The sequence below is a fragment of the Gilliamella sp. wkB72 genome (assembly GCF_001693745.1).
Lineage (GTDB): Bacteria > Pseudomonadota > Gammaproteobacteria > Enterobacterales > Orbaceae > Gilliamella > Gilliamella apicola_E.
Genome location: NZ_LZEI01000012.1, coordinates 1 through 15073, shown reverse-complemented (window position 1 = coordinate 15073; position 15073 = coordinate 1). Strand labels below are relative to the sequence as shown.

General features: G+C 37.5%; 11 protein-coding genes. 6 read left to right on the top strand and 5 right to left on the bottom strand.

Annotated elements, in window-relative coordinates; all coding sequences use genetic code 11:
• Positions 1–59 precede the first annotated feature (59 nt).
• On the bottom strand, positions 60–593 hold the full coding sequence (locus A9G07_RS07200) for a hypothetical protein (protein WP_141677493.1): 534 nt from the start codon (positions 591–593) through the stop codon (positions 60–62).
• A gap of 467 nt (positions 594–1060) precedes the next feature.
• Here A9G07_RS07200 and A9G07_RS07195 point away from each other — a divergent pair, with 467 nt between their 5' ends.
• Positions 1061–1378 carry a hypothetical protein gene (locus tag A9G07_RS07195; protein WP_065563552.1) on the top strand — a complete coding sequence of 106 codons (318 nt, stop codon included), beginning with the start codon at positions 1061–1063 and terminating at the stop codon, positions 1376–1378.
• A 138-nt stretch (positions 1379–1516) separates the two neighbouring features.
• Here A9G07_RS07195 and glmS read toward each other — a convergent pair whose 3' ends face one another.
• On the bottom strand, positions 1517–3349 hold the full coding sequence (gene glmS / locus A9G07_RS07190) for a glutamine--fructose-6-phosphate transaminase (isomerizing) (protein WP_065734632.1): 1833 nt from the start codon (positions 3347–3349) through the stop codon (positions 1517–1519).
• Positions 3350–3352: 3 nt separating this feature from the next.
• Positions 3353–4729, bottom strand: a complete 1377-nt coding sequence (glmU, locus tag A9G07_RS07185) for a bifunctional UDP-N-acetylglucosamine diphosphorylase/glucosamine-1-phosphate N-acetyltransferase GlmU (protein ID WP_416380476.1) — start codon at positions 4727–4729, stop codon at positions 3353–3355.
• Positions 4730–4882: 153 nt separating this feature from the next.
• Here glmU and hemG point away from each other — a divergent pair, with 153 nt between their 5' ends.
• Together hemG and typA are read left to right on the top strand one after the other, a co-directional pair.
• On the top strand, positions 4883–5419 hold the full coding sequence (gene hemG / locus A9G07_RS07180; protein ID WP_081299578.1) for a menaquinone-dependent protoporphyrinogen IX dehydrogenase: 537 nt from the start codon (positions 4883–4885) through the stop codon (positions 5417–5419).
• Between the two features lie 154 nt (positions 5420–5573).
• Entirely contained in the window at positions 5574–7397 is a 1824-nt protein-coding gene (typA, locus tag A9G07_RS07175) for a ribosome-dependent GTPase TypA (RefSeq protein ID WP_065734630.1), read from the top strand.
• Between the two features lie 39 nt (positions 7398–7436).
• Here typA and A9G07_RS07170 read toward each other — a convergent pair whose 3' ends face one another.
• On the bottom strand, positions 7437–7823 hold the full coding sequence (locus A9G07_RS07170; protein ID WP_065734629.1) for an RnfABCDGE type electron transport complex subunit B: 387 nt from the start codon (positions 7821–7823) through the stop codon (positions 7437–7439).
• Positions 7824–7836: 13 nt separating this feature from the next.
• The gene (locus A9G07_RS07165) at positions 7837–9543 is read right to left on the bottom strand and encodes a formate--tetrahydrofolate ligase (RefSeq protein WP_065563546.1); all 1707 of its coding nucleotides are present in this window, start codon (positions 9541–9543) and stop codon (positions 7837–7839) included.
• Between the two features lie 145 nt (positions 9544–9688).
• Here A9G07_RS07165 and sohB point away from each other — a divergent pair, with 145 nt between their 5' ends.
• From sohB to A9G07_RS07150, 3 genes are all read left to right on the top strand, one after another.
• The gene (gene sohB, locus A9G07_RS07160) at positions 9689–10732 is read left to right on the top strand and encodes a protease SohB (protein WP_065734628.1); all 1044 of its coding nucleotides are present in this window, start codon (positions 9689–9691) and stop codon (positions 10730–10732) included.
• Between the two features lie 595 nt (positions 10733–11327).
• On the top strand, positions 11328–12662 hold the full coding sequence (locus A9G07_RS07155) for a hypothetical protein (RefSeq protein ID WP_141677492.1): 1335 nt from the start codon (positions 11328–11330) through the stop codon (positions 12660–12662).
• 956 nt (positions 12663–13618) lie between these two features.
• Positions 13619–15001, top strand: coding sequence for a hypothetical protein (locus A9G07_RS07150; protein ID WP_141677491.1), 1383 nt, complete (start codon positions 13619–13621; stop codon positions 14999–15001).
• Positions 15002–15073 lie beyond the last annotated feature (72 nt).

The following is a 15073-nucleotide window of genomic DNA, read 5'->3' as shown; positions in this document are numbered from 1 at the left end:
AAACTTTAAGATAGGGATAATTTAAGCTCTTATGAGCTTAAATTATTTTTATCACTTAGTTATAGAATTTTATTTCTTCTTGCTTCTAATAAGAAATGAGTAAAAGAAGAAGACATTGCAGCTTTAATTGCTTCGCTGTCAGAAGTCATAGTTTTTGGCGCTAATTGATGTTCTTGTGTTGAAAATCTCATAATTTCTACGCCATTTTTAGTAATAGTGTAAGTAATATCGAGATAAAAATCGACTTCTACAAAGCCTATCCAGTCATATAAAAACTTATCAATAGTGAGGTTAATTTGTAGATTAGGTAAATTATTAAGATCGTATCCAGCGGCGATTAGTTCTTTTTTGAAAGATTCTCTAACTAATGTATCAACGTTTACTGATGTGTAAACTGTTCCAATAGCTCCTTTTGCTTTTTGAATTTCATTCGCCTTTACTTTTCCATTTATGAAAGGTTGATATTTAACTTCATTAATAGATACTTTTTCAGTACCTTTAATTGAAGGGGCAGGAATATAATTAACCGGTAGGCTAGTTGAACATCCAAATAAGCTAAATGCTAGTAATGCGAAAATAATTTTTTTCATCATAATCCTTTACAGTTTTGAATTGTTGAAATTGAAATATTAAATAGTTTTGTTTTTAAAATCAGATTGATATGCTACATCTTCATACCTTTTTTGGCAATATAGTAAATTAAATACTTAAATTCACGAGAATTAGCGAAATGGCTGGAAAACATAGAGTATTACATAATGCGCTAGCTCGGAAATTTTTGATAATTTAATCAAAATGGCATTATTTATTAACCACACAAATGTTATTAGAATTTATAAATAACCACATATGTTTTTTAAGTTTTTGATAAGAACGGTTAGTTAATTTAAAGAGGTGGCTCGTCAATATGCTTAATACCATGATTTTTCAATTATATTTAATTTACTTTTATTAACAATTTGATATCATACTGGTGCTTATGGAAAATAATTATTTAAGTAAGTAAATAAATATTTAAAACGGATTCAATGAAGGATCATTATTTTACATTGAGGTAAAAATGAAAGCTCTATCTATTATAGCGTTAATTTTCGCTATCATTTCTATTTTTGTACCGGTTGTTGGATTATTTATTGCTATGGGTTGTAGTGTTTTAGCTTTAATTAGTTTTCGTGGACAACCTACCATTTCTGGCATTACTTTTGGTGTTAATATCATCAGTACTGCATTTTTATCACCATCGTTGGTAATAGCTTCTAGTGCTCAAGGTGCAAACGGTGTTGGTACTTATGGTTTTTATGTTGGTTTTCATGTTGTTGCAATGTTAATTGCATTTATTTATTTTATTATCATGAAAAAAAGACAAAAAGCTGCATAAAAAGCTAAAAAATAGAAATTATAATAACCCAATGAATCTAATCAGTTCATTGGGTTATTTTATATTGTTAATTAATGACTAATTTTTCATATATTTGATGATTTGACCTATCAAGTGATAAGCCAAATGTTCAGTTTTCTACTCCACAGTCACAGATTTTGCCAAATTACGAGGCTGATCGACATCTGTACCTTTGATTAAAGCTACATGGTAAGCAAGCAATTGGGTTGGTACCGTGTAGTAGATTGGCGCTGTAAGTTCTTCAATATGAGGTAAGTTGATGATATGCATTGTGTCATCACTCACAAAGCCTGCATCTTGCTCTGCAAATACATAAAGTTGTCCACCACGGGCACGAACTTCTTCGATATTAGCTTTAAGTTTTTCGAGTAGGTCATTGGTCGGAGCCATAACAATAACTGGCATATCTGCATCGATAAGCGCTAAAGGACCATGTTTTAATTCACCTGCGGCATACGCTTCTGCATGAATGTAGGAGATCTCTTTTAGTTTTAATGACGCTTCCATTGCGATTGGATATTCATCGCCACGGCCTAAAAATAGGGCGTGATGTTTATCGACAAAGTGTCCAGCAAGTTTTTTGATTTCTGGCTCGGCCATTAACACTTGCTCAATGCGATTTGGCAAAGTTTGTAAGGCATGGACGATCGCTTGTTCAGTGATTTCAGCCATGTCATTAAGTCGGCCTAATTTGGCAACTAAAAGCAATAATACGGTTAATTGTGTGGTAAAGGCTTTAGTTGAAGCAACGCCAATTTCAACGCCAGCTTTGGTTAGTAACACCAAATCAGCTTCACGAACTAAGGTAGAGGCAGCCACATTACAAACGGCAAGAGTGCTTAAGTAATTATTCTCTTTTGCTAAGCGTAATGCTGCAAGCGTATCTGCCGTTTCACCTGATTGTGATAGGGTGATGAATAAACTGTTTTTACGGCGAGCGGGTTTTCGATAGCGAAATTCCGAAGCGATCTCCACATCACAAGGAATACCAGCTAATGCCTCAAACCAATAACGAGCAACCATTCCGGCATTATAGGCGGTACCACAAGCAACAATTTGCACATGTTCAACTTGCTTAAGAATATTTTCCGCATTATCGCCAAGTTCAGATAAATCCACTTTGCCATGAGCCATTCGTCCTTCAAGGGTATTTTTTATAGCATTAGGTTGTTCGTAAATCTCTTTTTGCATGTAATGATTAAAGCCAGCTTTACTGCCTGCGTCATATTTCGCATCAGATTCGATGCATGGACGGTTAACTTCTTGATGGTTTTTATCAAAAATATTCACAGTGCGGTGGGTGATTAGTGCAATATCACCCTCTTCTAAGAAGATAAATTGACGAGTAACCGGTAATAAAGCTAATTGATCTGAAGCAATAAAGTTTTCACCAACGCCACAACCAATCACTAGTGGACTACCTGAACGTGCCGCGACGAGAATATCGGGATTACGCGTATCCATTACAACGGTGCCATAAGCACCTCGTAATTGTGGGATTGCTTTTTGTACTGCTTCAAAAAGTGAGCAATCTTCGGTTGAGATAATATCGTGAATTAAGTGGGCAATAACTTCGGTATCGGTTTCTGAACGGAATTGATATCCTTTTGCGATGAGTGTTTCACGCAGAGGCTCAAAATTTTCAATAATACCATTGTGCACAACGGCAATAAAACCCGATACATGAGGGTGTGCATTGTGTTCGACTGGTTCGCCATGTGTCGCCCAACGAGTGTGAGCAATCCCAGTTGAACCTTTGATTGGATGCTCATCTACCGCATCTTTAAGCGCTTTTACTTTTCCGACACGTCTTACTCGCTGTAATTCACCTGTTGGAGAGATAATAGCAAGCCCAGCAGAATCATAACCACGATATTCTAATCGTTTTAAACCTTCTAATAATATTTCTGCCACATCACGTTTGGCGATCGCGCCCACAATACCACACATTGTTTATTCCTCTTTCAATTTAGTTGGTCTTTTCCAACCTGCAAGTTGTTTCTGTTTTACCCGGCTAACCACAAGCTCATTGTCATTGACATCATTGGTTACCGTTGTTCCAGCTGCAATGGTTGCACCTTTGCCAATTTTGACTGGTGCAATTAGTTGAGTATCGGAACCCACAAATACATCATCTTCGATCACGGTTTTAAATTTGTTCGCACCATCATAGTTACAAGTAATTGTGCCTGCGCCAATGTTGACGTTACAGCCTATTTCGCTATCACCTAAATAACTTAAATGTCCTGCTTTGGTAGCATGACCAAGATGAGCTTTTTTCAATTCGACAAAGTTACCAACATGGGCATGATCATCCAGTTGGCTACCAGGTCTTATTCGAGCAAAAGGTCCGATAGTACAGTGTTTGGCAATGATTGAATCTTCAATTACTGAGAAAGGGCTAATTACGCTATCATCAGCGATGGTGCAGTTTTTTAAAATACAACCTGAACCGATAACGACATTGTTACCCAATGTAACATCACCTTGAATAATCACATTTGTATCAATAGTGACATCCTTGCCATGAGTCAATTTACCACGTAAATCAAAACGCGCAGGGTCAAGCAACGTGACACCGGCAAGTAAAAGTTGCTCAGCTTGATGCTGTTGATAATGCCTTTCTAAAGTTGCAAGTTGCAAGCGATTATTGACGCCTTCAACTTCGAATTTTTTAACTGGGTGAGACGTTAAAATGTCGTAACCATCTTGGTGGGCAAAGGCGATAATATCGGTCAAATAATACTCTTTTTGCGCATTATTATTGGTTAAACGAGATAGCCACTTTTTAAGTAACTTGCCGGTAACCAGCATAATACCGGTATTAATTTCGTTGATTTTTTGTTGTTCAACATTGGCATCTTTTTGTTCAACGATCGCTACCACTTTACCGTCTTTGCGTTCGATTCGCCCATAGCCAGTAGGATCATCTAAAATCACAGTCAATAAGGCAATGCCTTCTTGTGGTTTACTGGCAATTAGATTCTGTAAGGTTTCAATTGAGATAAGAGGTGTATCACCATATAAAATCAAGATATCTTCATCATCTTCAATAAAGGGAATAGCTTGTTGAACAGCATGTCCTGTACCCAACTGTTCTGCTTGATAAACAAGTTGCACAGGTTGATCTTGTAACGATTTTTCTAACTCGCTTTTGCCATGACCATAAACAATATTGATGCGATCAGTATTAAGTTGTTGAACTGTATCAATAACATGTTGTAACATCGGCTTACCGCCGATTTTATGTAAAACTTTAGGTAGGTTGGAATACATCCGTGTGCCTTTTCCTGCCGCCAAAATAATTGCACTACGTTTTGGAGGTGAAATTGCCATAATCAGTTCCGGTCTGGTTAAATAAGGCTAATACTATAATCAAAGTTTTCCACGAAATCATCCCGTAATTGTTAATTTTTATCCTAAAAAAAGAATTATTGAAATTTACCAAGTGTTTTAATAAAAGGAAGCATTGTTATGAATAGCATTACCAAGGTCTTATTGCTTTACACCACTCACGAAAAGCAAACCCTTAAAATTATGCAACGAATAAAAACACATCTTGAGGGTAAATGTGATTGTGATTTGATTGAGTTATTGCCCGATACCAAGATTGATCTTGGTAACTACAAAGCCGTATTAATTGGTTGTTCAATTCGATATGGTTTTTACAGTAAAACCATGAAGAAGTTTATTGATGCCAATTATCAGCAATTAAATGCGTTAAAAACTGGTTTTTTTGGGGTAAATGTGGTGGCTAGAAAACCAAATAAAAATACACCTGAAACTAACCTATATACTAAAAAATTCCTTGCCAAAATTGCTTGGCAACCGACTATCAAAGCGGTATTTGCTGGTGCGCTTTATTATCCTAAATATAACTGGTTTGATCGTAATATGATTCGATTTATTATGTGGTTAGGTAAGGGTGATACAGATGTGACAAAAGAAGTAATAGAGTACACAAATTGGACAAAAGTGGATGAATTTGCCGAGCAATTTGTGGAACTTATTGATAATTAGTCTTAGTTATCTTGATAAAATAAGTCACTATTTTCGTTAAATATCAAGTCTTAAAGTTGTTTTGAAGAAACTTTGTGATATAGATCAACTTTTTTACTAAAAAGGTGTACAATATTGCGCCTAAAGAATCTGTCTCCTAACTGGGATTTTAATTGTGATTGAAAATTTAAGAAATATAGCCATTATTGCTCACGTTGACCATGGTAAAACAACCTTGGTTGATAAACTATTAAAACAATCAGGCACGCTTGATAATTTGCGTGGTGATGACAATGAAAGAATAATGGACTCAAATGCGCTTGAAAAAGAGCGTGGTATTACTATTTTAGCTAAAAATACGGCTATCGATTGGAATGGTTACCGAATTAATATCGTTGATACTCCAGGCCATGCCGATTTTGGTGGTGAAGTAGAACGTGTAATGTCAATGGTTGACTCTGTACTACTGCTTGTTGACGCAATGGACGGACCAATGCCACAAACACGTTTTGTGACTCAAAAAGCATTCGCTCATGGTTTAAAACCAATTGTGGTTATTAATAAAGTTGACCGTCCGGGTGCGCGCCCAGATTGGGTTGTGGATCAAGTATTCGACTTATTCGTTAACCTTGGTGCAACTGATGAACAACTTGATTTCCCAATCGTTTATGCATCAGCTTTAATGGGGATTGCAGGTCTTGATCATGAAGATATGGCACAAGACATGACACCACTATTTGAAGCAATTGTTGAACATGTAGAACCACCTAAAGTTGATTTAGATGGTCCATTCCAAATGCAAATTTCTCAACTTGATTACAACAACTATGTTGGTGTTATTGGGATTGGTCGTATTAAACGCGGTCGCGTTAAACCAAATCAACAAGTTACTATTGTCGATAGCGAAGGTAACAAACGTACTGGCAAAGTCGGACAAGTATTAGGTCACCTAGGCTTACAACGTTATGAAGCTGAAGTTGCAGAAGCAGGGGATATCATTGCTATCACTGGATTAGGTGAACTTGGTATTTCTGACACAATTTGTGATAACAGCTGTGTTGAAGCTCTGCCAGCACTAAGTGTTGATGAACCAACCGTTACCATGTTCTTTAATGTAAATAGTTCACCATTTGCAGGTAAAGAAGGTAAATATGTAACTTCTCGTCAAATTCTTGAACGTTTAAATAAAGAACTTGTACATAACGTGGCTCTTCGTGTTGAAGAAACCCCAGATCCAGATGCATTCAAAGTTTCTGGTCGTGGTGAATTGCACTTATCTGTTCTTATTGAAAATATGCGTCGTGAAGGTTATGAACTTGGGGTATCTCGTCCTAAAGTTATCTACAGAGAAATCGATGGCAAAAAACAAGAGCCTTTCGAACAAGTTACTTTAGATATCGAAGAGCAACACCAAGGTTCAGTGATGGAAGCCTTAGGTTTACGTAAAGGTGATTTGACCAATATGTTACCTGATGGTAAAGGACGTGTACGTCTAGATTATGTGATTCCTAGCCGTGGTCTTATTGGATTTAGAACTGAATTTATGACCATGACATCAGGTACTGGTTTACTTTACTCAACATTTAGCCATTACGATGATGTGCGTCCGGGTGAAATCGGCCAACGTAATAATGGGGTAATGATTTCAAACGGTACTGGTAAAGCTTTGGCTTATGCGCTTTATAGCTTGCAAGATCGTGGTAAATTATTCCTTGGTCATGGTGTTGAAGTTTATGAAGGGCAAATTATTGGTATCCATACTCGCTCAAATGATTTAACCGTTAACTGCTTAACGGGTAAAAAATTAACTAACATGCGAGCATCAGGTACCGATGAAGCGACTACCTTATCACCACCTGTAAAAATGTCGTTAGAACAAGCGTTAGAATTTATTGATGATGATGAATTAGTTGAAGTAACACCATTATCTGTTCGTCTACGTAAACGTCATCTAACTGAAAACGATCGTAAGCGTGCATTTAGAAGTAATAAAGAATAATGTGAATTATGATTTTAATAATCAAACAACAAAACCTCGCTAATTAGCGAGGTTTTTTTTAGCTCTAACGCGAGCAATAGCATCGGCAATCGATTGTTTACGATCTTTCTGAGTCATTGCATTGCTTGCTGGCATCGACTTAGGAAATAAAATAGTCGGTGGAACCAATTGATTACGATTTAAGCGTTGTTGTTTCTTCTCAGTTAACAGCAACTCTTCTTGCTCACTTAATTCAACGCCAAGAGTACTTAAGGTAATACAGTCAGTTGGACAGGTATTAATACAATTACTACACGCAGTGCAAAATTGCGGTAATACCGTATGTAACACCTGTTTACTACCAACAATAGCATCAGTAGGGCAAACACGGATACATTTGCCACAACCAATACAATTTTCTTCATCAATAAAGGCTTTATATTGCATAATAAAATTTAAATTAACTTAAACCAACAATATTACCATCTTTGTCAATATCAATATGTCGATAAGCTGGATTCGTGCCAAGCCCTGGCATTGTCATCACATTACCGGCATAAACTCGAATAAAACCAGCACCGGCTGAAATGGCTAAATGGCTGATATCAACATCAAAGTCAGTTGGTACATTCTTTAAATTAGCATCAGCGCTAATCGACATCGGCGTCTTGGCAATACAAAGTGGTAAGTGATCAAGTTTTAACGCTTCAATCTCTTTAATGTTCTTAAGAGCGGTTTCTGACAAGTTCGCTTTATTGGCACCGTACTTTTTAACCATAGTTTGGATTTTATCCATCAATGGCATACTGTCAGGATAAGGTAATTTGATTTCACTTGGCATATCACATGCCTCAATAACATGTTTAGCAAGTTTTTCAGCACCTTTACCACCTTGAGTGAACACTTCGCTTACTTCGCAAGCAAAAGCACCATGTTCAACGGCATATTTTTGTAAAAACGCCAACTCTTCTTCGCTATCATGTGGGAATCGATTAATCGCGACAATCACTTGTAAACCATAGCTCTTGGCATTCTTAATATGCCAAGCTAAATTGGCTGCACCAATTTCAAGTAACTCCACATTTGATTCTGAAATCTCTTTAGGGATAGCTTGTCCTGGTTTGATATTATATTTACCACTATTAGATTTTAAGCTACGAACCGTTGCCACTAAAACCACGCAAGAAGCCTTAATACCAGCTTGACGATATTTAATATTAAAGAATTTCTCCATACCCATGTCAGAACCAAAACCTGCTTCGGTTATCACATAATCGGCTAAATTCATTGCAATGCGATCTGCGATAACTGATGAATTACCATGAGCAATATTAGCAAATGGTCCAGCATGGATTAGTACAGGCGTATTCTCAACAGTTTGCATCAAGTTAGGATTAATCGCATTTTTAAGAAGTACTGTCATCGCGCCTGCAACTTCGAGCTGTTCAGCTGTGATTGGCTCGCCTTGCGTATTATAGGCCAAAATAATACGACCAATACGTGCACGCATATCATGTAAATCAGAAGCCAAAGCCAAAATTGCCATTAGCTCAGACGCTGCCGTAATCTCAAATCCGTCACGGCGTTCAACACCATTCACACCGCCACCAACACCGACAGTGATATTACGCAGAGCGCGATCATTGTGATCGATAACCCGTTTCCATACAATGCGATTAACATCAATATTTAAACGAGGTAAACCGGTTTGTGCGGTAAACTCATCGCCAAGACGATCTTCATGATAAAGACGAGAATCCAACGCGGCAGATGCTAAATCATGTGCTGCCGTTATTGCATGAATATCACCAGTAAGATGAAGATTTAGCGTCTCCATCGGCAAAACTTCTGCTTGCCCACCACCGGCTGCACCGCCTTTTACGCCAAAAACAGGTCCTAAGCTTGGTTGACGAATACAAGCGATAGCTGATTTACCTAGATAATTAAGGCCTTCACTTAGACCAATGGTATTGACGGTTTTACCCTCACCTAATGGTGTTGGTGTAATAGCGGTAACTAAAACTAATTTACCATTAGCGCGATTTTCCTTCGCATTAAGGATTGATAAATCAATTTTGGCAACATATTTACCGTAAGGAAGCACATATTGTTCAGGGATCTGACATTGTTTAGCGATTTCAGTTATTGGGCGTAGTGGCATTTTCATTCTCGTATAACAATAAATTAGGCTGTCAGTATAAAGAATTTAAAATGCCGAATAAAGCAACAATTTAATCTTTATTGATTTTCGGCACAATCTCTAATTATCTTGTTATAATAGCGAAAATTTTCAACTAAAGGATAATGATTAAATGAACTGGTTTTCGCAGTATTCTCTCTTCTTGGCTGAAACAGCAACGGTGGTTATTGCTATTTTAGCGGTATTAATTTTTATTTTAAGTCAACGCCGAAAATCATCAACAATTGCTGGACGTTTATCTGTCAAAGATATTAGCGAAGAATATGAACAAGTTAAAGATGACATGCTAACGTCGAGCATGGATGAAATCGAAGCTAAACAGTTTACAAAAGATCTCAAAAAACAAAAAAAACTTGAAAAGAAACAAGCTAAACAAGCGGCTAAAAAGAAAGATGATAATGCTAAATCATCAGATGCAAAGCCTAAATTATTTGTCTTATCGTTTAACGGCAGTATGGATGCACATGAAGTTGAAGAACTGCGTCAAGAAATCACCGCAGTCCTAGCTGTCATCAAACCTGAAGATCAAGTGGTCGTAAAACTTGAAAGCCCTGGTGGAGTAGTGCATGGATATGGTCTTGCTGCCTCCCAACTATTACGCTTTAGAACACGTAACATTCCATTTACGGCTGTGGTTGACAAAGTTGCAGCCAGTGGCGGTTATATGATGGCCTGTACTGCTAGCAAAATTGTCGCAGCGCCATTTGCAATTGTGGGTTCAATTGGTGTTGTTGCCCAAATTCCTAACTTCAACCGATTGCTAAAAAAACATGATGTCGATATTGAATTACAAACGGCAGGAGAATACAAACGAACCCTAACCATGTTTGGTGAAAACACGGACGAAGGTCGCCAAAAATTCAAACAAGAACTTGAACAAACGCATCTATTATTTAAAGACTTTGTAAAAGAATATCGACCAAATATCGATATAGATCAGGTTGCAACAGGCGAACACTGGTTTGCTACTCAAGCCAAAGAAATGGGGCTGGTTGACGAAATTAGCACCAGTGATGATTTTATCTTATCGCACCTAGAAACGCATAAAATCATTGCTGTTAACTATCAACGCAAACAAAAACTGTCCGAAAAGCTCTCCAAAAATGTCGTGAAAGGCATGGAAAAGTTATTTTTTAGACAAGGAAACGGACTGTAAAAGGTTTAACCTAAAATCACTATTTTACATCTTTAAAACCCCGATTCCTCAAAAAAAGTTGAGGAGCGGGGTTTTTTAACCCTAAAATTTGATCTAAAAATCTCAAAATTACTAAAAAGTCTAATTTCTAATACAAAACAATTTATCTTAAAAATGTGATCCTTTAAGAATTGTAAATGAACTGTTTTTAAATTAAACCGCATCTGCTCGGTTATTTTTGTTTTTTTAGATGTTTTTCTTTACAAAGATTAACGATCTAAAGTGAAAAATTGTTGCATCGTATTTTTTCAGTCACTATACTTTTACACCGTTTTATATAAGCGATCCAAATTTAAGTAAAAACATAAAGAGTAAATAAATCATAAATTTAGTTGACAGGATTAAGTAATATGCACTATAATTTTCAACAGGCAACAGGCAACAGGCAACTTGGCCAACCTATAAGTTAAATTCGTCAAAGTTAAGCTCTTATTTTTCATTTTCCACTAAAGTCTATTTTTTCACCAAGATCTATAAAATTACGCTAAATTTTGCGCGATCCTCACATAGATCAATATCATCCCGACAGATCCTATTATCTTTAGTACTTAGCATATTGTTAGCGTTTTCATTTACTAGTACAGCGTTAACATCCACAACATCCAATTTTATTCACGGTGAAGTGCCTTATTTTACGTTTGACGGTGGTAATACACGAGTAACGGATACCGAAGGTTTGCTCGGGATCCATCTTTCTAATGGTCAACAATACTCGCCATCAAATAATAATTCTAGTGCAACCAATCCTATCGAATTACCAACTATTGATGAAAGTTTTGCTGATATTAGCATGTTGGTGCCAGTTGATAGTAATACCGTTGATTTAAACACCATTGTTGCTGCACCTTATAATTATTGGGGGGATGATGATGGAGATAGTGAAGTCACTGCTACTGGCAGTATAAGCTTGTCTATTGTTGATAAAAACAATCAAACTGTATCACGAAATACTGTACCCATGTATTGTAAAGCGCCTTATAAAGCGACATTAACTAATACTGAAGGCACATTGACCACTCGTTATGGCGTTCCTAATAGCATTAAGTTCGGAGCAGGTAGTGTTACCTATTATTTTAAGCCTAAAGAATCACCTGCGATTTGTTTTGCTAAACCGAATAATCTAGCGTATACCGCACCTCCCTATGTAGGTCCCGAAACTATCTGGAATTATGGTAAAGGCTTTCTAACTCAAACCGCGACGCCATCATCTTATGGTTTAAATTTCCCGACTACTGGCGCTAATGGTTTGTACTTTGATTTAGATATTAGCAATAATGATCAGGCATTAACGTGGGATCCGGTTTCTCATAGTGGAATTACTGCGACGATGACCAATTCAACAAATACTAGTGTCCGTGTTACATTAACTGGCCCTGCTGCAACCTTAGAACAATGGAATTCTAGTAATCCGGATAAAGTAGCTAAACCATCTTTACCCCAGACATTCGAGATAGTCGGTCGTGACAGTAGTGGTAACGCTGTCGTTAAATATGGATTTGAACTAAAGCAGTGGTTTGTCAATCGTGGGAACGTTATCGGAAATCACGACAACCAATTATCTTGGTGTACAAATATAGGTTATCACCTTCCTAATGTAAGGGATTTAACCAATGCGGTTTATCCATCAAATGACCAATTGATTACCGCTACACCTCCATCACCGGGTAATCATTACCAACGTAACATTGGGGCAGGTCTTATTACCGAGTGGGGCTTTCTGTTATATTACGCGAATACTAACTTTAATTTGTATTATTGGACTAATGACATGTACACCCATGGTGGTGATTATAAGTATTACTTTTACGCGCACGCCGACCACGGACTTATTCATTGGGTAGATCCTGCAACCTTCTACAACGGGGTTTGTGTTTCAGATCTCACCCCTTAATTCTTATTTTTTGAGGGAGAGATAGTAAAATAGCTTATATTTTTCTAGTAACTTATGGTGTCGAAACTTAAACCATCCGCCTCAATTGGGGCGGTTTTTTTGAGTTTTTTATCGCAAAAAAAGTTGAGGAGCGGGGTTTTTGGGGTTCTAAATTCTGCAATGTTGCCTCAAGTAAATAATTCCGCTTTAACTGTGGCGCTTTTTAGTAGTTCTATTTTTCCATCAAAAAAGTTGAGGAACGGGGTTTTTGGGGTTTAAAATTCTGCTTTGCAATGTTGCCTCAAATAAATAATTCTGCCCTAACTATGGCGCTTTTTAGTAGCTGTGTTTTTCTATCAAAAAAAGTTGAGGAGTGGGGTTTTTGAGGTTTCAAATTTCATTTAAAAAATTATTAAAATATCAAAATCACTAAATTTCTAATCCAAAGCCTTAAAATAAAATTTTTGAGGATCAATTGCTCTAATTTTAAAGATTTGTAACTGTGATATATTCAATTAAAACAATGGTTAAATAATTATAACTTAGATTATTTTTAGATCCTATTTACAAAAGTTAACGCAATTGAGCGAAAAAAAGTGTTGCATCGTGTTTTTCCAATCACTATACTTTTTACACGGTTTTAGCTAATGGGCTAAAATTTGATAGGAAAAACATAAAATTGTAAATTAATCATAAGTATACTTGACAGGATTGTCGCAGATGTTCTATAATTTTCAACAGGCAACAGGCAACAGGCAACTTGGCCAACCTATAATTTAAATTCGTCTAAGTTTATCTCTCAGCTTAAATTTTTCACTTACGCTTATTTTTCTACTCAATCAAGTGAAATTCTGCGAATTATCGCGCGATCGCTTCCGCGATCCTCTTCTCGATCTTTTTTCCGATCGTTTTCCGGATCCTTTCTCAGATCCGGTTTTCGATCCTTTTCCCAATTATCCCGGCAGATTGTTTTTCTCGTGGCTCTTTTCCTTTCTTTTTCGGGTCACGCATTGACATCACAGTCAACTAGGAATGCGATACAGGGTAGTGCACCTTATTTGACTTTCGACGATGGTCGTACTCGTGCAGTTGATGCTAACGGTCTGCTTGGGATTACTTTATCTGACGGAACTAGGTACACGCCTTCTACCAATTCATCATCTACAACTCCAATCGTCTTGCCGGTTGAGGGTCAGAGTTTTGCTGATATTGGTATGTTCGTTCCTACTGATACTAATTCAGTCGCTTTGAGTTCTCTTATCGGTCCACCTAATAATTATTGGGGGGATGATGATGGTGATTCTGGCGTTACTGCTACAGGTTCTTTAAGTTTATCTATCGTCGATAAAAACAATCAGTCAGTATCACGTAATTCCGTGCTAACAGTTTGTAATGCACCTTATAAAGTTAAGTTATCTAGTACTAACGGTACATTATCTACTCGTTACGGATTTCCTAATCGTAGTACTTTCAGTGCCAGTAGTGAGACTTATTACGTCAATCCTAAGGCTTCGCCGGTGGTTTGTTTTGCTCGGCCTAACTTATTGAATGGTAAGCTTGGTGATTACTCTTATTATCCATCTTGGGATTTTGCTGGCCCAGCTTCGATGTGGGACCCTGCTAAGGGTTTTCTCACTCAAGAAACTGACCCGTCACTTTACGGTAGAAACTTTCCTACTACTGGTGCTAATGGATTGTACTTTGATTTAGATATTAGTGGTAGTAGTCAGCCATTGTCTTGGTCTTCTGTTTCTCGGGGTGGTATCACAGTCACAATGTCTAATTCTACTGCTACAAGCGTTCGCGTTACTTTAACGGGTCCTTACGCTACCTCATCCCAGCATCGTTCTGACAATCCTGGTCGTATTTCTACACCATCTTTGCCTCAGACATTCGAGTTGGTCGGTCGTGATACTAATGGTACTCCTGTTGTTAAATATGGTTTTACTTTGAAACAGTGGTTCGTCAACCGTGGTACTGACTCTTACGGTTATTCTTATTCTAATACATTATCTTGGTGTAATAGTATTGGTTATCGCCTTCCTAAGGTAAAGGATTTAACCAATTCATCTTGTCGTGGTAGTAATTCAGGCACTTGGTGTCAGGGTTCAGTCGGCGCCACTCCTTCTTCTCCTAACAATCTTTACATGCGTCATATGGGTTCTGGTTTTTTCACGGAGTGGGGCAAAATGGACACTTACTCAGGCGTTGGCTTCCTCAACCATTGGTACTGGACTAGTGACCCGCGTGGAAGTAACCAGTTTGTCGTGGACGCAAACTACGGTAGAGTGCACTACGGTACAGTGGGTTGGGGCGCCGACAGCTACTACGGCTACTACGGCCTTTGCTCCCATCCTTAGTTTTTATTTCTTCGTCCTTAATCCTTAGGGCGGGGGCGGGGGTGATAAAAAATAGTATTAGGTGATTAAAAG

Bases quoted from the DNA above. Each gene is read 5' to 3' on its own strand.
- A9G07_RS07200 (WP_141677493.1), bottom strand. From the start codon at position 593: ATGATGAAAAAAATTATTTTCGCATTACTAGCATTTAGCTTATTTGGA.
- A9G07_RS07195 (WP_065563552.1), top strand. From the start codon at position 1,061: ATGAAAGCTCTATCTATTATAGCGTTAATTTTCGCTATCATTTCTATT.
- glmS (WP_065734632.1), bottom strand. From the start codon at position 3,349: ATGTGTGGTATTGTGGGCGCGATCGCCAAACGTGATGTGGCAGAAATA.
- A9G07_RS07170 (WP_065734629.1), bottom strand. From the start codon at position 7,823: ATGCAATATAAAGCCTTTATTGATGAAGAAAATTGTATTGGTTGTGGC.
- A9G07_RS07165 (WP_065563546.1), bottom strand. From the start codon at position 9,543: ATGAAAATGCCACTACGCCCAATAACTGAAATCGCTAAACAATGTCAG.
- sohB (WP_065734628.1), top strand. From the start codon at position 9,689: ATGAACTGGTTTTCGCAGTATTCTCTCTTCTTGGCTGAAACAGCAACG.